The following is an 18492-nucleotide window of genomic DNA, read 5'->3' on the forward strand; positions in this document are numbered from 1 at the left end:
CGTCCGTTTCGACGAGAGCGAACGGTGCGTGGTCGTATCGGTACGGCCCGAAGCGCGTCGGCGGCAGCGGTGCGGGATCTGTTCCCGGCCCGCGCCCTGGTACGACACCGGGCGGGGCCGGCGCCGGTGGCGGGCCCTGGACCACGGGGCGATGAAGGTGTTCCTGGAGGCCGACGCGCCCCGGGTGGCCTGCCGGAATCACGGTCCGACGGTGACCTGGGTGCCCTGGGCCCGGCACGGTGCCGGTCACACCCTGGCCTTCGACCAGCAGACCGTCTGGCTGGCAGCGGAGTGCTCGAAGTCCGCGACGGCGGTGCTGATGCGGACCTCATGGCGGACCGTGGGCCGGATCGTGGAACGGTTCGTCGCCGACCGGGACCGGCGTGTCGACCGGCTCGCGGGTCTGCGGCGGATCGGGATCGACGAGATCTCCTACAAGCGCGGGCACAAGTACATGACCTGCGTGGTCGACCATGACACGGGGCGGGTGGTGTGGATGGCCGACGGGCACGGCAAGGACGTCATGGACGCCTTCTTCGACCACCTCGGCCCGGAGCGTGTCGCGAGGCTGACCCACATCAGCGCCGACGGTGCCGGCTGGATCGCCGAGGCCCTGGTCCGCCGGGCCCCGCATGCGATCCGGGTCATGGACCCCTTCCACGTGGTCGCCTGGGCCACCGAAGCGTTGGACACCGAGCGCCGCGCGGCGTGGAACCGGGCGCGGCACGAGGCCGGCGACAAGGACCGGGCCCGGGCGTTGAAGGACTCCCGGTTCGCGCTGTGGAAGAACGAGGCGGACCTGACCGACCGCCAAGCCGCGAAGCTCACCTGGATCGCCGCCACCGACCCCCGCCTGCACCGGGCCTGGCGCCTGAAGGAATCCCTCCGCACGGTGTTCTCCCTGGCCAAGACCCGCCCGACGGCCGCGCTGGGGGCCCTGGACCGGTGGCTCGGCTGGGCCCAGCGGTGCCGCATCGACAGCTTCGTCGATCTTCAGCGCAAGATCCGACGCCACTACGACGCCATCCGGTCCGCGTTGACCACCGGCATGTCCAACGGCCTGATCGAATCGACGAACACCAAGACCCGCCTGATCATCCGCCGTGGCTTCGGCTTCCACTCCGCCGACGCAGTCATCGCCCTCGTCATGCTCACCCTCGCCGGCAACAAGCCCACCCTGCCCGGCCGCCAACCCCGGACAGAGTGACCCACTCATGAAGCAGGAGAGCCAGAAAATGTCAGTGGTCCGCCCCCCGGTACTTCTGCGGCACTGCGGCCTTCATCGTTATAAGCGGGACGTAAGTTTGTCCAGTCGCTGTTGGTGGATGTTGCTCAAGTGCAACATCGTGTCCACCCTCGGCACCCAGAATTGGTATGCAGGTGGGGTCATCCGCGAGGATGGGCACTATGACTGCCCAGATTCTCGATGGCAAGGCCACCGCAGCCGCGATCAAGTCCGATCTGACCGTCCGCGTGTCGGCCCTCAAGGCGCAGGGCATCACCCCAGGCCTGGGAACCCTGCTCGTCGGGGACGACCCGGGCAGCAGGTGGTACGTGAACGGCAAGCACCGCGACTGTGCGCAGGTCGGCATCGGCTCCATCCAGCGCGAACTTCCCGACACCGCCACCCAGGAGGAGATCGAGGACGTCGTACGGGAGCTCAACGACAACCCCGACTGCACGGGGTACATCGTGCAGCTTCCCCTCCCCAAGGGCATCGACACCAACCGTGTCCTGGAGCTGATGGATCCGGCCAAGGACGCCGACGGTCTGCACCCGATGAACCTCGGCCGGCTCGTCCTGAACGAGACGGGCCCGCTGCCGTGCACCCCACAGGGCGTTGTCCAGTTGCTCCGCCACCACGACGTCGAGATCAACGGGGCGCACGTCGTGGTCGTCGGCCGCGGTGTCACCATCGGCCGCTCGATCCCGCTGCTGCTGACCCGTAAGTCCGAGAACGCCACCGTCACCCAGTGCCACACCGGTACGCGTGACCTCGCCGCCCAGCTCAAGCAGGCCGACATCATCGTCGCCGCCGCCGGTTCGCCGCACATCATCAAGCCCGAGTACGTGAAGCCGGGCGCGGCCGTGCTCGACGTCGGCGTCAGCCGGGACGACGACGGGAAGATCGTCGGCGATGTGCACCCCGGGGTGGCCGAGGTCGCCGCGTGGATCTCCCCGAACCCGGGCGGTGTCGGTCCGATGACCCGTGCCCAGCTGCTCGTCAATGTGGTCGAGGCGGCCGAGCGCGATGCGGCTGCCGCGGCTTCCGTCTCTGCCGACTGAGCCGACCGACCTGATCCGGAAGGAACCCCATGGGTGCTGGTACGAGTCCGGCCGACCCGGCCGCCGCGGCGGACCGGGCGATTCCGGTGCCGCCGGGCGGGGGCGCGCGCGGCGTGGATGAGCGTGCCGAGGGTGTGCCGGGCGAGGGTGTGACCGCTGCGGTCGAGGGCGCCGGTGCCGAGGGCCCGGAGGCCGGGCCTGCGGGCGACGAGGCTGCGGACGCCGAAGTCCCGGACGGCGAAACCACGGCCGAAGAGGCTGCGGATGCCGAAGTCCCGGACGGCGAAACCACGGCCGAAACGACGACCGAGGCCGCGGGGGCCGGCTCCGGCAGCAGCGATTCCGCCCCCGGCGGTGGTCCGGGTGCCGGGCCCCGCCCGTCGCGGCGGTTCCCCTCGTTCACCCGGGACACTGCGCGCCCCGAGGGCGGCGGCAGGGCGGCGTCCGGGGACGCGCCCGCCCCGGCCCGTCAGTGGCCGCTGCTCGCCGTGCTCAGCACAGCCGGGATCGGCCTGCTGATCGTCGCCGTCAACCCCTTCGCCGAGGCCTTCAGGATCGGCACGATACTGATCGGCGTCGCCCTCATCGGTGGAGCCGTGCTGCGCTGCGTGGTCCCCTCGGTGGGCATGCTCGCGGTCCGTTCCCGGTTCACCGACCTGGTGACGTACGGACTGCTGGGCGTTCTGATCGTGCTGCTCTCACTCGTGGCGCAGCCCAAGCCGTGGTTGGACATACCGTTCCTGGAGCACGCGGTCCGCTTCACGATCCGCTGACTCCGTACGACTGCGGTACCCCCGGCGCCGAGTGAATCCAGGACGCCGCGTACTCCGCGTCACGCCGAACCGGCCCCCTCGCACCCACCCCGGGTGCGAGGGGGCCGCAGTTTTTTGCGCAGCAGACCGAGTGCATTTATCTTGATGTCGAGTATCTTGGTATCGAGATAAAGTGACAGCCGAAGCGCGAAAGGGACGTTTCACTCCATGGTCAAGATCAAGGTGGTCAACCCCGTCGTGGAGCTCGACGGTGACGAGATGACCCGCATCATCTGGTCCTTCATCAAGAACAAGCTGATCCTCCCGTACCTCGATATCGAGCTGAAGTACTTCGATCTGGGCATCGAGCACCGCGACGCCACCAACGACCAGGTCACCGTCGACGCCGCCCACGCCATCAAGGAGTACGGCGTCGGGGTCAAGTGCGCCACGATCACGCCGGACGAGGGCCGTGTCGAGGAGTTCGGCCTCAAGGCCATGTACCGCTCGCCGAACGGCACGATCCGCAACATCCTCGGCGGCGTCATCTTTCGCGAGCCGATCATCATGGAGAACGTGCCGCGGCTCGTCCCGGGCTGGACCAAGCCCATCGTCGTCGGCCGTCACGCCTTCGGCGACCAGTACCGCGCCACCGACCTGAAGATCCCGGGCCCGGGCACCCTCACCATGACGTTCGCCCCGAAGGACGGCTCCGATCCGGTCGAGGTCGAGGTCCACGAGTTCCCGGGCGCCGGTGTCGCACTGTCGATGTACAACCACGACGAGTCGATCCGGGACTTCGCGCGCACCTCGTTCCGCTACGGCCTGGACCGCGCGTACCCCGTGTACATGTCCACGAAGAACACGATCCTCAAGAAGTACGACGGCCGCTTCAAGGACATCTTCCAGAAGGTGTTCGACGCCGAGTTCAGCGCGGAGTTCGCGAAGGCCGGTCTCACCTACGAGCACCGTCTGATCGACGACATGGTCGCCTCGGCGCTCAAGTGGGAGGGCGGCTACGTCTGGGCGTGCAAGAACTACGACGGCGACGTCCAGTCCGATGTCGTCGCGCAGGGCTTCGGCTCGCTCGGCCTGATGACGTCGGTCCTCATGTCGCCCGACGGCAGGACCGTCGAGGCGGAAGCCGCGCACGGCACGATCACCCGGCACTACCGTCAGCACCAGCAGGGCAAGGCGACATCGACCAACCCGATTGCGTCGATCTTCGCCTGGACCCGCGGTCTCGCGCACCGCGGCAAGCTGGACGGCACCCCCGACGTCATTGCGTTCGCCGAGGCGCTGGAGACGGTCTGCATCGAGACCGTCGAGACCGGCCGGATGACGAAGGATCTGGCGCTGCTGATTTCCGAGGACGCCCCATGGCTGACCACGGAACAGTTCCTGGACGCGCTGGACGTCAACCTGCAGAAGGAGATGGCATCCCGCTGAGTGCTGCTGGAGTTCGGCCCGGCAGGCTGCTGCGCGGCGGCCTGCCGCCCGGCGGGCGATGTCCGTCCCCTCCCCCGAGAAGGGACGGACACCTGCGGCCGGGGCCCACAGGAGCGGAGAAGCGCCGGAAAGTGGTGACTTGAGCGGCCTTGCCCCGGCCTGGATCCAGCCTTGTCGACGCGGAACGACGGTTCAAGGGAACGCTGTGGCCTGTGGCACGGAAGTGACCATTCCGCCACGGTGTGATCGCCGCGCAACGGTGGCAGACTGGCCCGGCAACGCAGGGCAGGGGGCGCGCGACGATGCGCGCCGAACTCCCCAATGCCTCGGTGCGCTCTCTCCTCAGGAACTGACCGCCTGCCTTTGTGCATCCTCCTGGGTAGTCCGGAACGGTAGACCGCCGTATCGGACAAGGGGGAACGACAGAGCGGGGCACATCAGGCACGTTCGGGGGAACTGAGGGGGAAGTAATGCCTCGTTGGAAGGCACTACCGGATGAACTCGACCCGCAGGTCAGGGAGTTTGCCGGCCAGCTGCGCAGACTCATCGACCGCAGTGGTCTGGGCATCGCCGCGGTTGCTGACCGCACGGGCTACAGCAAGACGTCGTGGGAGCGTTATCTGAACGGACGGCTGCTCGCGCCGAAGGGGGCGATCGTCGCTCTCGCCGAGGTCACGGGCACCAATCAGGTGCATCTGACCACCATGTGGGAGCTGGCGGAGCGGGCCTGGAGCCGCGCCGAGATGCGCCACGACATGACGATGGAGGGCATCCGGATCGCCCAGGCGCGGGCGGCGCTCGGCGAGTTCGGGCCCAGCCCGGTGGGTCACGGCGGGAGCCGCCGCTCCGCCGGTGCGGCCACCGGCACGGGCGTCGGCACAGCCACGGACGCGGGTTCGGACCCGGGCACGGGCAGGGGTACGGACGGGCGTGGCGGAAGCCGCGCACCGTCCGTACCGATTCAACGCGGGACCGTCCCGCGCGTGCCGCAGCAGCCGCAGGCGCGCCCGGGTGCCGGGCATGCGGACGCATACGGAGACGCGGCAGGGGGGCAGCCACCGCAGTCACCGCCGCAGCCGCAACACGGGGGCGGCCCGCGGAAGCCGGCCGACCGCCGCAGGCTGACCGTGTTCCTCGCCGGCGTGGTGGGCGCGCTGATGGTGATAGCCGCCGCGGTACTCCTGACCGGCCCGGGCGGTGACGACAGCGGCAAGAAGGCTGCCGCCACCCCGTCGGCGTCGCCGGGCACCAGCGCGCCCGAGTTGCCGGAAGGCGTCAAGTGCAGCGGCGCCGACTGCACGGGGAAGGACCCGGAGGACATGGGATGCGGCGGCCGGTTCGCCCGTACGGCCTCCAGCGTCACGGTCGGCGGAAGTCTCGTCGAGGTGCGCTACAGCGAGACGTGTGCGGCGGCGTGGGCCCGGATCACCAGAGCCACTCCGGGCGACACGGTCCGGATCGCCGCGGGCGGCGCCGCGGGGCAGGACGGCGCGGTGGACGCGGGCACGGACACGGACACGGACGCGTACACCCCCATGGTCGCCGTGAAGAAGGCCGCGGACGCCAGGGCCTGCGCGACGCTCGCGTCCGGGACGAAGGGGTGCACCACCGACGCGGCCGGATGAGAGAGCACGGGTCGCAGTGAGCGGTGCGTGACCGGCTGTGTGCGGTGCCACAGGGGGCCGGGCGGCCGGGAGGTTCCGGGTCGGATAGCCTGATCGCTGGATATCTCTTCACATCAAGATTCAGGGGATATCCAGCACCAGGGGCAGGGACCCCCACCGCCAGCTGTCTAACGGAGATCGCCATGACCCGCACTCCCGTGAATGTCACCGTGACCGGCGCAGCCGGCCAGATCGGCTACGCGCTGCTCTTCCGCATCGCCTCCGGCCACCTGCTCGGCCCGGACGTGCCGGTCAACCTGCGCCTCCTGGAGATCCCGCAGGGGCTGAAGGCCGCCGAGGGCACCGCGATGGAGCTCGACGACTGCGCCTTCCCGCTGCTGCGCAACATCGAGATCACGGACGACGCCAACGTCGGCTTCGCCGGTGCGAACGTCGCTCTGCTCGTCGGCGCCCGCCCCCGCACGAAGGGCATGGAGCGCGGCGACCTGCTCTCCGCCAACGGCGGCATCTTCAAGCCGCAGGGCAAGGCCATCAACGACAACGCGGCGGACGACATCAAGGTCCTCGTCGTCGGCAACCCGGCCAACACCAACGCGCTCATCGCGCAGGCCGCCGCCCCGGACGTACCGGCCGAGCGCTTCACCGCGATGACCCGCCTGGACCACAACCGTGCGATCTCGCAGCTGGCCGCCAAGACCGGCGCCGCCGTCTCCGACATCAAGAAGCTGACGATCTGGGGCAACCACTCGGCGACCCAGTACCCGGACATCTTCCACGCGGAGGTGGCCGGCAAGAACGCCGCCGAGCTCGTCAACGATGAGGCGTGGCTGGCCGACACCTTCATCCCGACCGTCGCCAAGCGCGGCGCCGCGATCATCGAGGCCCGTGGCGCGTCCTCGGCCGCCTCGGCCGCCAACGCCGCCATCGACCACGTGTACACCTGGGTCAACGGCACCGCCCCCGGCAACTGGACCTCGATGGGTATCCCGTCGGACGGCTCCTACGGTGTGCCCGAGGGCCTCATCTCGTCCTTCCCGGTCACCACGAAGGACGGCAGGTACGAGATCGTCCAGGGCCTGGACATCAACGAGTTCTCCCGCACGCGCATCGACGCGTCGGTGCAGGAGCTCGCCGAGGAGCGCGACGCGGTTCGCGAGCTCGGTCTGATCTGATCCGTACGCCTCCGGGCACGTACCTCACCGCCCCCGGCAGCAGTCGCTGCCGGGGGCGGCTGCGTTCGCACAGGGCCGTGGGCGGGAACGGCAGTGGATGGGAACTGCGGACACGAGGGCGGCAAGTCCTTCTACACCCAGGCCGTGGACGACGCCCTCGTCGAGATCGAGCGGCTGCCCGGCAAGCATCTGTACTTCCTCGACGATCATCTGCTCGGCAACCGGCGCTTCGCCGAGGCACTCTTCGACGGGATGGCCGGAATGGGGCGGCTCTGGCAGGCGGCCGGCACCGTGAAGTCCGTCCTCCAGCCGGATCTGCTGGAGCGGGCCGTGGACGCGGGGCTGCGCAGCCTGTTTGTCGGCTTCGAGACCGTCAACAGCGCGAACCTCGCCGAACGCCGCAAGGACCAGAACATCGGCAAGGACTACGCGGCCGCCGTCCGCCGGCTCCATGACGCCGGTGTCATGGTCAACGCCAGTTTTGTCTTCGGCCTCGACCACGACGGCCCGGACGTATTCGACCGGACGGTGGAGTGGGCCGTCGAGCAGGGCATCGAGACGGCCACCTTTCACATCATGACGCCGTACCCGTCCACCGGGCTGTGGAAGCAGATGGAGGCCGAGGACCGGATCGTCCACCGCGACTGGGATCTCTACGACACCCGCCATGTCGTCCACCGTCCGAAGGGGATGACCTCGCGTCAGCTGGAGGACGGCTATTGGCGTGCGTACCGGGACTTCTACCGCTGGTCGAACATCTGGCGCGGCGCGGCCGTCCAGCCGGGCACGCACGAGCGGCTGAGGCACCTGGCGTACGCGGGCGGCTGGAAGAAGTTCGAACCCGCCTGGGACGCCCTGATCCGCTCCCGCAACGTGGTGCGGGCCATGCCCATGCTGGAACGGACCCTGGCTGCCTTCGGCGGCAGGCGGGCCCACGGCTAGGGCCTGGCGGACCTCGGTGCGCGGGCGGCGGGAGGCTACAGCGCGTGCAGCCGGTCGGCGATCTCGCGAACGGCTGCCATGGCCTGGAGCTGCAGGCCGGGGCCGAACGTGATCCGGGTGGCGCCCAGTTCGCCGAGGCGGCGCGGGGTCGGGCCGTCCGGCACGGCGAAGACGTTGAGCGGGGCCGGGACGGCGGCGGCCAGGCGGGGAAGGGACTCGGGCGGTGCGGCGATCGGGTAGATGCAGTCCGCACCGGCTGCCGCATACAGCCGGGCGCGGGCGATCGTCTCCGTCTCCGGGTCGGTGCCGTCCGGGACGCCGCGTACGTACGTATCGACGCGGGCGTTGATGAAGAGGCGCTCGCCCGCTGCTGCCCGTACCTGTGCCAGCCGGTCGGCCTGTTCCTGCGGATCGAGGAGGGCGCCGTCCGCCGAGTCCTCCAGATTGCAGCCGACCGCACCGGTGTCGAGGAGCCGCTCCACGAGCTCCTTCGGCGGCAGCCCGTAACCGGCCTCGATGTCCGCCGATACGGGTACGGAAACAGCGCGCACGATCCGGGCCACGGCCGCGAACATCTCGGCGGCGGGCGTCGCCCCGTCCTTGTACCCGACCGAGGCCGCGACCCCGGCGCTCGGTGCGGCGAGCGCCGGGAAGCCCGCGTCGGCGAAGACCCGCGCGCTCGCGGCGTCCCACGGGCCGGGGAGGACCAGCGGGTCGCCGGAGGTGCGGCCGTGGTGCAGCGCGCGGAAGGCGGAGACGGTCATCGCGGGGCTCCTGGGAGGGGCGGGGCGGAGGCGCTGCTCGATCCGGGTCAGTGCTTGATCTCGCCGGGAGTGTAGTGACCGGGGACCATACGGGTGGTCACGCCGAACCGGTTCCAGGCGTTGATCACCGTGATGGCGGCGATCAGCTGGGCCAGCTCGGCCTCCTCGAAGTGCTTCGCGGCCTTCTCGTACACCTCGTCCGGTACGAAACCGTCGGTCAGGACCGTCACGGCCTCCGTCAGCTCGATCGCCGCGATCTCCTTCTCCGTGTAGAAGTGCTGCGACTCCTCCCACGCGCTGAGCTGGATGATCCGCTCGACGGACTCGCCCGCCGCGAGCGCGTCCTTGGTGTGCATGTCGAGGCAGAACGCGCAGTGGTTGAGCTGGGAGCTGCGGATCTTCACCAGCTCGAGGAGGACCGGGTCGAGGCCCTTACGGGACGCCGCGTCCAGCCGGACCATGGCCTTGTAGACCTCGGGGGCGAGCTGGGCCCAGTTCAGGCGGGGGCTGTGCTCGGGGGCGTAGTCGGAGGTGGGGTGGGTGTGCTCGTTCGTCGTCATGGATACAACCGTACGGCGTGGATGGCGCACGGGTATGGTCCATTTCCATGACGGATTCCTGGGCCACTTTCGGGGCCGACCTGCATATCGACCCGACCGGCGCGGCGGGGCTGCGGGCCGGACTGATGGACGCGCTGCGGGAGGCCGTACGGACCGGGCGGCTGACGCCCGGGACCCGGCTGCCGTCGTCCCGTACGCTCGCCGCCGACCTGGGAATCGCCCGGAACACCGTGGCCGACGCCTACGCCGAACTGGTCGCCGAGGGCTGGCTCACCGCCCGGCAGGGTTCCGGCACCAGGGTGGCGCAGCGCGCCGAGCCGCGCCGGGCGGCCACGACGGCGCCGCGCTCCCGGCCGGTGCGGCGAGGGCCCGCCTACAGCCTGATGCCCGGCGCGCCCGACCTGTCTACGTTTCCGCGCGCCGACTGGCTCAAGGCGGCCCGGCGCGCCCTGACCGCCGCGCCCAACGACGCCTTCGGGTACGGCGATCCGCGCGGGCGCATCGAGCTGCGCACCGTACTGGCCGACTATCTGGCGCGGGCGCGCGGGGTGTACGCCGACCCGGAACGGATCGTGATCTGTTCCGGCTTCCTGCATGGCTTGATGCTGCTGGGGAAGGTGTTGCGGCAGCGGCGGGTGCGGGAGGTGGCCGTCGAGTCGTACGGACTGGATGTGCACTGGAACCTGCTCGCGGACGCCGGACTGCGCACGCCCTGCGTGCCGCTCGACGGACTCGGCTCCCGGACCGGGGAGCTGGCCGGGATGCGCGGGGTGGGTGCGGTGCTGATGACGCCCGCGCACCAGTTCCCGACGGGGGTGCCGCTCCATCCCGACCGGCGGGCCGCGGCGGTCGACTGGGCGCGGAGTGCGGGCGGGCTGATCCTGGAGGACGACTACGACGGGGAGTTCCGCTACGACCGGCAACCGGTCGGTGCCCTGCAGGGCCTCGACCCGGAACGGGTCGTCTACCTGGGAACGTCCAGCAAGTCCCTGGCGCCGGGGCTGCGGCTGGCCTGGATGGTCCCGCCACAGGGACTGGTGGGCGAGGTGGCCGAGGCCAAGGGGCAGGTCGACTGGGTGTCGAGCGCACTGGACCAGCTGACGCTCGCGGAGTTCATCGAGTCCGGTGCGTACGACCGCCATGTGCGCTCGATGCGGCTGCGCTACCGGCGCCGCCGCGACCAGCTCGTCGCGGCGCTCGCCGAACAGGCCCCCGCACTGCGCATCAGCGGGATCGCTGCCGGACTGCACGCCGTGCTCGAACTCCCCGAGGGCACCGAACGATCGGTGATCCAGGCCGCTGCCTGGCAGGGGCTGGCCCTGGAGGGCCTGGACCGCTTCCGGCACGCGGACGCGGAGCCGGGCGGCGACGCCCTGGTCCTCGGCTACGGCTCCCCGACCGACAGCGCCTGGGCCGGCGCCCTGGATGCACTCTGCCGCGTACTGCCGTAGCAACCGGTACCGCAACCGACGCCCTCGACCGCGCCCGCCGTCCGCGCGCCCGGCCGTCGGCATTCGAGCGCTCCACCGCGAGCATCCCTCGGAACCGAGCGCGCAGATCATCCCAAAGAGCACATGCGGACTCTGCGGGGGCGGTCTGCACCGCACCCGGTTCCCGCCCTCCCGGGCGGCCATCTAATCTGACGGACGGTCCAATGGCTTGAACGGAACGATGGGGGAGACGGAAGCATGGCCAAGCGCAGGGTGAGGTCGAGCACGGTGGTGCTCGGCTCCATGGGGGTTCTCGCGGCGACGATCACCTCGTGTGGATCGGACCCGGACAAGCGGTGTGTGGACCCGGTGACCCACTCCAAGCTGCCGAGTTACGAGTGCAAGAGCAGCAGCGGCAAGGGCGATTACTACTACGGCGGCAGCTCCAGTGGCAGCAAGGTCCAGGGTGGCAGTTTCGACAAGTCCGCCGTCGACCGCGGCGGCTTCGGCTGCTCCGGTACGGGCGGCGGCTGACCGGTCATGGAACGCCGCACCACCGAACCGCGCCCCGGTTGGCAGGAGACCGTCGAGGAGCAGGGGATCGTCTATCCGCTGACCCGCTACCCGGACGGATCGCTGCGCCCCTACTGGGACGAGAGCGCGTACTACGTCTTTTCGCTGCCCGAGGTCGAGGCGCTGGAGGACGTGGTAGAGGAACTGCACACGATGTGCCTGGCCGCCGCCGCGCACATCGTCGAGCAGGACCGCTTCGCCGACCTCGGCATCACCGACCGGCGACTGACCGCTCTGATCGCCGAGTCCTGGCGGCGCCGAGCTGAACTTCCGTCCCTTTACGGCCGGTTCGACCTGCGCTACGACGGAACCGGCCCGGCGAAGATGCTGGAGTACAACGCCGACACCCCCACCTCACTCGTGGAGGCGGCCAGCGTCCAGTGGTTCTGGATGGAGGACCGCTTCCCGGACGCCGACCAGTGGAACTCCCTTCATGAACGTCTTGTCGCGGCATGGAAGCGGCAGGCCGCACTGCTGCCACCGGGACCGCTGCACTTCGCCCACTCCGAGGGGGACGAACTCGGCGAGGACCTGATGACGGTCGCGTATCTCCGTGAGACCGCCGAACAGGCCGGGATCGACACGGAGGCGCTCTCCGTGGAAAGGATCGGCTGGGACCGGCTGACCGGACGGTTCGTCGACGATCGGCTCCGCTTCATCCGCAGCTGCTTCAAGCTCTACCCGTGGGAGTGGCTGGCGAGCGACCGCTTCGGCCCCCATGTCCTGGACACCCTCGACAACGGTGGCGGCACGGGCACCACCTGCTGGATCGAGCCCGCCTGGAAGATGCTCCTCTCCAACAAGGCGCTGCTGGCCATTCTCTGGGAGCTCTATCCGGGACACCCGAATCTGCTGCCCTCCTATCTCGACGGTCCCCGCGAACTGGCCGGGGACGGGGACGGGAACGGCGGCGGTGGCATCGGCTATGTCGCCAAGCCGCTGCTCGGCCGTGAGGGCGCCGGCGTCACGATCCATGAGCCGGGAAGCCCCGTGGTGATACGGGACGAGCCGTGCTGCTACCAGGAGCTGGCCCCGCTGCCGGACTTCGACGGCAACCGGGTCGTGCTGGGCGCCTGGATCGTCGAGGACGAGTCCGCGGGGCTCGGCATCCGGGAATCAGCGGGGCTGGTCACGGACGAGTACGCACGCTTCCTGCCCCACGTCATCCTTTAGCGACACCGGTGGGGCCCGTCGACCCGGCCCCCACCGGCCCGGCCCCACCCGCCCGGCACCGTCAGCCGCGCAGTACTTCGCGCAGTTGTTCCAGGCCCCAGTCCAGGTCCTCCTTGCTGATCACCAGGGGCGGGGCGATCCGGATCGTCGAACCATGCGTGTCCTTCACCAGCACCCGGCGGTCCATCAGCTTCTCGGAGATCTCCCGGCCCGTGCCATGACTCGGGGCGATGTCGACTCCCGCCCACAGCCCGCGGCCCCGCACCGTCTCCACCGCGCCGCCACCCACCAGCAGGCCCAGCTCCTGGTGGAGGTGGTCGCCCAACTCCGCGGCCCGCTGCTGGAACTCGCCGGTCCGCAGCATCGCGATGACCTCCAGTGCGACCGCACAGGCAAGAGGGTTGCCGCCGAACGTCGAGCCATGTTCACCCGGCCGGTACACCCCGAGCACCGCGGCCGACGAGACCACGGCCGACACCGGCACCACGCCGCCGCCCAGCGCCTTGCCGAGCACATACATGTCCGGCACGACGCCTTCGTGCTCGCAGGCGAAGGTCTTGCCCGTCCGGCCCAGACCCGACTGGATCTCGTCCGCGATGAAGAGCACGTCGCGCTCGCGGGTCAGCTCGCGCACCCGGGGGAGGTAGCCAGGCGGTGGCACCAGGACCCCTGCCTCGCCCTGGATCGGCTCCAGAAGCACCGCCACGGTGTTGTCCGTCATCGCCGCACGCAGCGCGGTCAGGTCCCCGTACGGCACGATCTCGAACCCCGGCGTGTACGGGCCGAAGTCCGTCCGCGCCTCCTGGTCCGTGGAGAAACTGATGATGGTCGTCGTCCGGCCGTGGAAGTTGTTCGACGCGACGATGATCTTCGCCATGCCGTCCGGGACGCCCTTCACCCGGTATCCCCACTTGCGGGCGGTCTTCACCGCGGTCTCCACGGCCTCCGCCCCGGTGTTCATGGGCAGCACCATCTCCATGCCGCACAACTCGGCGAGCTGCGTACAGAAGTCGGCGAACCGGTCGTGATGGAAGGCACGCGAGGTCAGGGTCACCCGGTCCAGCTGTGCCTTGGCCGCCTCGATCAGGCGCCGGTTGCCATGGCCGAAGTTGAGCGCCGAGTAGCCCGCGAGCATGTCGAGATAGCGCCGGCCCTCGACATCGGTCATCCAGGCGCCTTCCGCCGAGGCGACGACGACCGGAAGCGGATGGTAGTTGTGCGCGCTGTGCGCCTCGGCGGAGGCGATGGCAGTTTCCGTGGTCGACACGGGATCTCCGTTCGTCGTGCGGCGTGGGCGGGGGTGGTGCCCACTTTGTATCGTCGGTCGGATCTCCGGGGAGGAAACCTTCAATCCACGGCGCGCCCGTGAGATTGCGCAGTCAGAGGTCCAGGAGCTCCTGACGTGGGCCGGTGTCGCGGCCGCCCCGGCCTCCGCCATCCCCGCCACCACCCCGGCGGACTGCCAGGGGCCGCAGGGCCAGAGCGAGCGCCGCCCCCGCCACCACCCCGGGTACGGCCCACCACACGCCGTCGAAGCGGTCGGCGGAGCCGGCGGCCCTGGCGGTGTCCGCAGAAGCCGACGGAGGAGCGGACGAGGAAGTCTCCGGTTCCGATGCGAGGCCGGCCAACGGGTCCGTCGGGGCGGACGCCTTCTTGTTCTCCCAGGCCTGCGGGAACAACCTCGCGTACGCGTCCTCGTTGGTCCTCTTCCTCATCAGCCCGAGCTCCGTGAACAGCTTGACCAGCGCCGCCGGATTCTTCGCCCGGTGCCAGTACCCGCGGTAGGTATAGGGGACCTCGGAGGCCGTGTGTATCCATACGGTGTCCGGATCGTCGCCCGGGAAGACGCGGTCGGTCCGCATCGGCTCCAGATCCAGAACCATCCAGGTCACATTGATCTGCCGGGTCCCCATCGCCCCGTCCATGCTCTGCGGCCGCTGCTTGGCGCCCTTTCCGGCCGGACCCAGCAAGGTCTCCAGCTCGGCGTACCTCGGATCCGAGACGGAGAGTGCGGTCGCCTCCCCGCTGTCGGGCGAAGAGACGAGCACGGTCGTCGATCCGCCTGCCACCGCATTCGGCGCGAGGCAGAGACTCAGCCCCCACACCGCGGCCAGCACAGCCGACCACCGTAGGAACAGGGCCCGCGGCTGCCGCCTGAACCGGCCCCCCTGTCGTTGTCGCACGGCACGCACCCGCGGTCGTCGCGTGTTCAGGTCCTCTGGCTTTCGCATGGCCGTCCCCCTTGCACTGTCGCACTGTCCGGTACGGCCCGTCCGTACCGCGTCACCTCTGGTACACCGCTCAAGCCCCGCCGGTTCCGCTCGGGGCCCACCAATCCCCGGCGACTGTTCCCCGGCGTACCGGTCTCCGGCCTACCGGTCCCCGGCCCGTCCTAGCGTGGACCCGGCAATCGCGCGGGCCCGCTCCCGCGCATCCACGCCCTCCAGCCGCAGTGTCAGCCGATCGTTCTTGACCCACAGCAGGGTGGGCCCAGCTGTTCGCTGGGACCGCGTCCACCGGGTGCCGTCCCCGTCGACCATGCCGAAGCGCAGCACATGCAGCCGGGCGAACCACAGTCCGTCCCCCCGGCCGCCGTGGCCGTTGTCGATCTTCAGCCACTCCGGCTGCTCCCGCACCTGCTTCATGAAGTACGGATCGAGTCTCGACAGGAACTCGTCGAGCCGTACCGTCCGCCCGTCCTCTTGCCAGCACAGAGTGACCATGGACCGGCCGTCGGGCAGTCCCGTCACGGCCACCGCCTCCGGTGCGCCGAGCGCCGACGGCACGACCGGCCGGAAGCCCGACCGCCGCGCCGCCTCCGACAGCGTCACCGAGGTGTCACAGCCCGGAACGGGCGCGCCCGGCCGCTCGGGGGCCGGCGCGGACGGGTCGTACCGCACCTCGACCCCGCCGAAGTCGAACCAGTCCGCGACCGCCGCCCGCACCGGCGGCGTCAGCACCAGCAGGACCAGGATCCCTGAGAGGGCCGCGGCCAGCAGGCGGGCCCGCCCCCGCACCCACGCCCCGGCCCGCTCCAGCCGCCCCGGAGGAACGGGCACCGGCACCGGGACCTTCTCCGCGACGATCTGCGCCAGCACCCGCTCCGCCATCGTCAGCCCGTCGCCCTCCGGATCCCGCGCCGGCACATCCATCCCGCGTCCCAGCGCCAGCAGCTCCGCTCGCAGGCGCGCCCGGTCACCGCCACGCCCCCGGTCCGCGTCACTCATGCCCCTCACCCCCTTCCGCCCCTCGCCTGTCCGCCCCTCGACCGCCCGCAGACGTCCCGAGCTTCTTCTCCAGCTTTTTCAGCGCGCGGTTCAGCCGGGACTTCACCGTCCCCCGTGGCCAGCCCAGCGCCTGTGCCGTCTCCGCCTCGTCCATCTCCAGCAGGTAGCGGTACGTGACGACGCGACGGTGCTCCTCGCTCAGCCCGTCGAGCGCGGCTGTCAGCAACGTCCGCCGCTCCTCCGCGAGCGCCGCCACCGCCGGATCCGCCGACTCCGGTATCACCGGATCGGTGCCTCGCAATATCGCCTCGCGCCCGGCCACCGCCCGCGCCCGGCCCGCCGAACGGACTGTGTTCCTCGTCTCATTCACCACGATCCGCAGCAGCCATGGCCGGAACGCCGACCCCTCCCGGAAGCGGCCCAGCGACTGGTACGCCTTGAAGAACGCGGACTGCACCACATCCTCCGCATCGGCCCCCGCTCCGAAGGCGACCGCGGCCCGCAGGGCGACGCCCGTGTGGGCGCGCACCAGCTGCGCGTATGCCTCTGCCTCCCCGGCGCGCACACGAGCGATTACCGCCGCCTCGCCCTCGGCCGGCGCTCCTGCCGCCGTCTCGGCCCGAGTCCCGGCCTGCTGCCCGGCCCGCCCCTCGACCTGCCCCTCGACCTGCCCCTCGGCACGCCCGAGAGCGCGGTCCGCACCCCCGTCGTCGACGGCACGACCCCCCTCCCGGCCCCTGTGGAGGGCCCCCTCCTGCGTCCTCACACCTTTCATACACCGGCTGCCGGAGATCGGTTCCGTACCTGAGACAATGACTTTTATGGCCTCTGAACGCCCTCGCGTGCTCTCCGGAATCCAGCCCACCGCAGGCTCGTTCCACCTCGGCAACTACCTCGGTGCGGTCCGCCAGTGGGTGGCGCTGCAGGAGTCCCACGACGCCTTTTACATGGTCGTGGACCTGCATGCGATCACCGTTCCGCAGGACCCCGCCGAGCTGCGCGCGAACACCCGGCTCGCCGCCGCCCAGCTGCTCGCCGCCGGACTCGACCCGGAGCGCTGCACACTCTTTGTCCAGAGCCATGTCCCCGAGCACGCCCAGCTCGGCTGGGTGATGAACTGTCTCACCGGCTTCGGCGAGGCATCCCGGATGACGCAGTTCAAGGACAAGTCCGCAAAGCAGGGCGCCGACCGGGCCACCGTCGGCCTCTTCACCTATCCGGTCCTCCAGGTCGCGGACATCCTGCTGTACCAGGCCAACCAGGTCCCGGTCGGTGAGGACCAGCGCCAGCACATCGAGCTCACCCGCGACCTCGCCGAGCGCTTCAACGGCCGGTTCGGTGCGACCTTCACCATCCCGGACCCGTACATCCTCAAGGAGACGGCGAAGATCTTCGACCTTCAGGACCCGTCGTCGAAGATGAGCAAGTCGGCGGCCACCCCGAAGGGGCTGATCAACCTCCTCGACGAGCCGAAGACCACGGCCAAGAAGGTCAAGAGCGCGGTCACCGACACGGACACGGTCATCCGGTACGACATCGCGAACAAGCCGGGCGTCAGCAACCTCCTGACCATCTATTCCACCCTCACCGGAACCGCTGTCGCGGATCTGGAGCAGAAGTACGAGGGCAAGGGCTACGGTGCGTTGAAGACCGACCTCGCAGAGGTCATGGTCGAGTTCGTCACACCGTTCCGGACCCGCACCCAGGAATATCTTGACGACCCGGAGTCGCTGGACTCGATCCTGGCCAAGGGCGCGGAGAAAGCCCGGGCCGTGGCCGCCGAGACCCTGGCGCTGACCTACGACCGGATGGGCTTTCTGCCCGCGAAGCACTGAGTCCAAGGACCCTGGCGGGACCGTGGCCGCAGGCGGCACACTGGCGAGGGGTAACCGACTCCGGTGACGGCGTGAAGCCGGCCATCGACCTTCGAAGATTGAGGAGAACGACGTGGGGACCGTAACGCTCGGCGTTTCGATCGCGGTCCCGGAGCCCTACGGCAGCCTGCTCCAGGAGCGGCGCGCGAGCTTCGGGGACCCTGCCGCATACGGCATTCCCACCCACGTCACCCTTCTCCCGCCGACCGAGGCCGAGGCGGCCGACCTGCCCGCGGTCGAACGGCATCTCGCCGCGATCGCGACCGGCGGCCGCCCCTTTCCGATGCGGCTGTCCGGGACGGGGACCTTCCGGCCACTGTCTCCGGTCGTCTACGTCCAGGTCGTCGAGGGTGCGTCGGCGTGTGCCTGGCTGCAGAAGCGGGTGCGGGACGCGTCCGGCCCGCTGAGGCGCGACCTGCAGTTCCCGTACCACCCGCACGTGACCGTGGCGCACGACATCGCCGAGGAGGCGATGGACCGGGCGTACGCGGAGCTCTCCGACTACGAGGCGTCCTGGACCTGCGGTTCCTTCGCGCTGTACGAGCAGGGTCCGGACGCCGTCTGGCGCAAGATCAACGAGTTTCCGTTCGGGGCCGAGGGCTCTGCTCCCGCGGTGCCGGCACAGGGCGGCAGCTCCGTGGACGAGCCGTCCCTGCAGCCCTGAG

Annotated in this window: 18 protein-coding genes; 12 read left to right on the top strand and 6 right to left on the bottom strand. The window is 70.2% G+C overall.

The annotated features are described in order from the left end of the window. From ABZV38_RS21795 to ABZV38_RS21825, 7 genes are all read left to right on the top strand, one after another. Nucleotides 1–1207 (top strand): ISL3 family transposase (locus ABZV38_RS21795; RefSeq protein ID WP_356329324.1); only part of this gene is annotated, 1207 nt, incomplete at its 5' end. 200 nt (nt 1208–1407) lie between these two features. Next, nucleotides 1408–2286, top strand: coding sequence for a bifunctional methylenetetrahydrofolate dehydrogenase/methenyltetrahydrofolate cyclohydrolase (locus ABZV38_RS21800; protein WP_356329325.1), 879 nt, complete (start codon nt 1408–1410; stop codon nt 2284–2286). Nucleotides 2287–2315: 29 nt separating this feature from the next. Next, entirely contained in the window at nt 2316–3059 is a 744-nt protein-coding gene (locus ABZV38_RS21805) for a DUF3017 domain-containing protein (RefSeq protein ID WP_356329327.1), read from the top strand. Between the two features lie 207 nt (nt 3060–3266). Beyond that, nucleotides 3267–4487, top strand: a complete 1221-nt coding sequence (locus tag ABZV38_RS21810; protein ID WP_356329328.1) for an NADP-dependent isocitrate dehydrogenase — start codon at nt 3267–3269, stop codon at nt 4485–4487. A gap of 470 nt (nt 4488–4957) precedes the next feature. Further along, nucleotides 4958–6112, top strand: coding sequence for a DUF2690 domain-containing protein (locus ABZV38_RS21815; RefSeq protein WP_356329330.1), 1155 nt, complete (start codon nt 4958–4960; stop codon nt 6110–6112). A 182-nt stretch (nt 6113–6294) separates the two neighbouring features. Beyond that, nucleotides 6295–7284 carry a malate dehydrogenase gene (locus ABZV38_RS21820; protein WP_356329331.1) on the top strand — a complete coding sequence of 330 codons (990 nt, stop codon included), beginning with the start codon at nt 6295–6297 and terminating at the stop codon, nt 7282–7284. 93 nt (nt 7285–7377) lie between these two features. Next, nucleotides 7378–8226 carry a hypothetical protein gene (locus tag ABZV38_RS21825; protein WP_356329333.1) on the top strand — a complete coding sequence of 283 codons (849 nt, stop codon included), beginning with the start codon at nt 7378–7380 and terminating at the stop codon, nt 8224–8226. 35 nt (nt 8227–8261) lie between these two features. Here ABZV38_RS21825 and ABZV38_RS21830 read toward each other — a convergent pair whose 3' ends face one another. After that, nucleotides 8262–8990, bottom strand: a complete 729-nt coding sequence (locus ABZV38_RS21830; protein WP_356329335.1) for an isocitrate lyase/phosphoenolpyruvate mutase family protein — start codon at nt 8988–8990, stop codon at nt 8262–8264. Nucleotides 8991–9037: 47 nt separating this feature from the next. Further along, nucleotides 9038–9550, bottom strand: a complete 513-nt coding sequence (locus tag ABZV38_RS21835) for a carboxymuconolactone decarboxylase family protein (RefSeq protein WP_356329337.1) — start codon at nt 9548–9550, stop codon at nt 9038–9040. Nucleotides 9551–9597: 47 nt separating this feature from the next. Here ABZV38_RS21835 and ABZV38_RS21840 point away from each other — a divergent pair, with 47 nt between their 5' ends. The 3 genes from ABZV38_RS21840 (at nt 9598) to ABZV38_RS21850 (ending at nt 12726) form a co-directional block, all read left to right on the top strand. After that, nucleotides 9598–11001 (top strand): PLP-dependent aminotransferase family protein, encoded by a 1404-nt coding sequence (locus ABZV38_RS21840; protein ID WP_356329338.1) that lies wholly within the window; start codon nt 9598–9600, stop codon nt 10999–11001. Between the two features lie 237 nt (nt 11002–11238). Then, nucleotides 11239–11514: a hypothetical protein gene (locus ABZV38_RS21845; protein ID WP_356329340.1), complete on the top strand. Its 276-nt coding sequence runs from the start codon at nt 11239–11241 to the stop codon at nt 11512–11514. 6 nt (nt 11515–11520) lie between these two features. After that, the gene (locus tag ABZV38_RS21850; RefSeq protein ID WP_356329342.1) at nt 11521–12726 is read left to right on the top strand and encodes a glutathionylspermidine synthase family protein; all 1206 of its coding nucleotides are present in this window, start codon (nt 11521–11523) and stop codon (nt 12724–12726) included. A 61-nt stretch (nt 12727–12787) separates the two neighbouring features. Here ABZV38_RS21850 and rocD read toward each other — a convergent pair whose 3' ends face one another. The 4 genes from rocD to ABZV38_RS21870 form a co-directional block, all read right to left on the bottom strand. Beyond that, entirely contained in the window at nt 12788–13993 is a 1206-nt protein-coding gene (rocD, locus tag ABZV38_RS21855) for an ornithine--oxo-acid transaminase (protein ID WP_356329344.1), read from the bottom strand. Nucleotides 13994–14105: 112 nt separating this feature from the next. Further along, nucleotides 14106–14843 (bottom strand): hypothetical protein, encoded by a 738-nt coding sequence (locus ABZV38_RS21860; RefSeq protein ID WP_356329347.1) that lies wholly within the window; start codon nt 14841–14843, stop codon nt 14106–14108. A 255-nt stretch (nt 14844–15098) separates the two neighbouring features. Next, nucleotides 15099–15953 carry a hypothetical protein gene (locus ABZV38_RS21865; RefSeq protein WP_356329348.1) on the bottom strand — a complete coding sequence of 285 codons (855 nt, stop codon included), beginning with the start codon at nt 15951–15953 and terminating at the stop codon, nt 15099–15101. After that, nucleotides 15946–16527: a sigma-70 family RNA polymerase sigma factor gene (locus tag ABZV38_RS21870; RefSeq protein WP_356329441.1), complete on the bottom strand. Its 582-nt coding sequence runs from the start codon at nt 16525–16527 to the stop codon at nt 15946–15948. The genes ABZV38_RS21865 and ABZV38_RS21870 overlap by 8 nt, the downstream gene beginning before the upstream one ends. A 247-nt stretch (nt 16528–16774) precedes the next feature. Here ABZV38_RS21870 and trpS point away from each other — a divergent pair, with 247 nt between their 5' ends. Next, nucleotides 16775–17788 carry a tryptophan--tRNA ligase gene (trpS, locus tag ABZV38_RS21875; RefSeq protein ID WP_356329350.1) on the top strand — a complete coding sequence of 338 codons (1014 nt, stop codon included), beginning with the start codon at nt 16775–16777 and terminating at the stop codon, nt 17786–17788. A gap of 112 nt (nt 17789–17900) precedes the next feature. Further along, nucleotides 17901–18491: a 2'-5' RNA ligase family protein gene (locus ABZV38_RS21880; protein ID WP_356329352.1), complete on the top strand. Its 591-nt coding sequence runs from the start codon at nt 17901–17903 to the stop codon at nt 18489–18491. Nucleotide 18492 lies beyond the last annotated feature (1 nt).

The organism is Streptomyces sp. NPDC005181 (assembly GCF_040608395.1).
In the GTDB taxonomy this organism is placed as follows: Bacteria; Actinomycetota; Actinomycetes; order Streptomycetales; family Streptomycetaceae; genus Streptomyces.

Bases quoted from the DNA above. Each gene is read 5' to 3' on its own strand.
- ABZV38_RS21800 (WP_356329325.1), top strand. From the start codon at position 1,408: ATGACTGCCCAGATTCTCGATGGCAAGGCCACCGCAGCCGCGATCAAG.
- ABZV38_RS21805 (WP_356329327.1), top strand. From the start codon at position 2,316: ATGGGTGCTGGTACGAGTCCGGCCGACCCGGCCGCCGCGGCGGACCGG.
- ABZV38_RS21810 (WP_356329328.1), top strand. From the start codon at position 3,267: ATGGTCAAGATCAAGGTGGTCAACCCCGTCGTGGAGCTCGACGGTGAC.
- ABZV38_RS21815 (WP_356329330.1), top strand. From the start codon at position 4,958: ATGCCTCGTTGGAAGGCACTACCGGATGAACTCGACCCGCAGGTCAGG.
- ABZV38_RS21820 (WP_356329331.1), top strand. From the start codon at position 6,295: ATGACCCGCACTCCCGTGAATGTCACCGTGACCGGCGCAGCCGGCCAG.
- ABZV38_RS21830 (WP_356329335.1), bottom strand. From the start codon at position 8,990: ATGACCGTCTCCGCCTTCCGCGCGCTGCACCACGGCCGCACCTCCGGC.
- ABZV38_RS21835 (WP_356329337.1), bottom strand. From the start codon at position 9,550: ATGACGACGAACGAGCACACCCACCCCACCTCCGACTACGCCCCCGAG.
- ABZV38_RS21840 (WP_356329338.1), top strand. From the start codon at position 9,598: ATGACGGATTCCTGGGCCACTTTCGGGGCCGACCTGCATATCGACCCG.
- ABZV38_RS21845 (WP_356329340.1), top strand. From the start codon at position 11,239: ATGGCCAAGCGCAGGGTGAGGTCGAGCACGGTGGTGCTCGGCTCCATG.
- ABZV38_RS21850 (WP_356329342.1), top strand. From the start codon at position 11,521: ATGGAACGCCGCACCACCGAACCGCGCCCCGGTTGGCAGGAGACCGTC.
- ABZV38_RS21865 (WP_356329348.1), bottom strand. From the start codon at position 15,953: ATGAGTGACGCGGACCGGGGGCGTGGCGGTGACCGGGCGCGCCTGCGA.
- trpS (WP_356329350.1), top strand. From the start codon at position 16,775: ATGGCCTCTGAACGCCCTCGCGTGCTCTCCGGAATCCAGCCCACCGCA.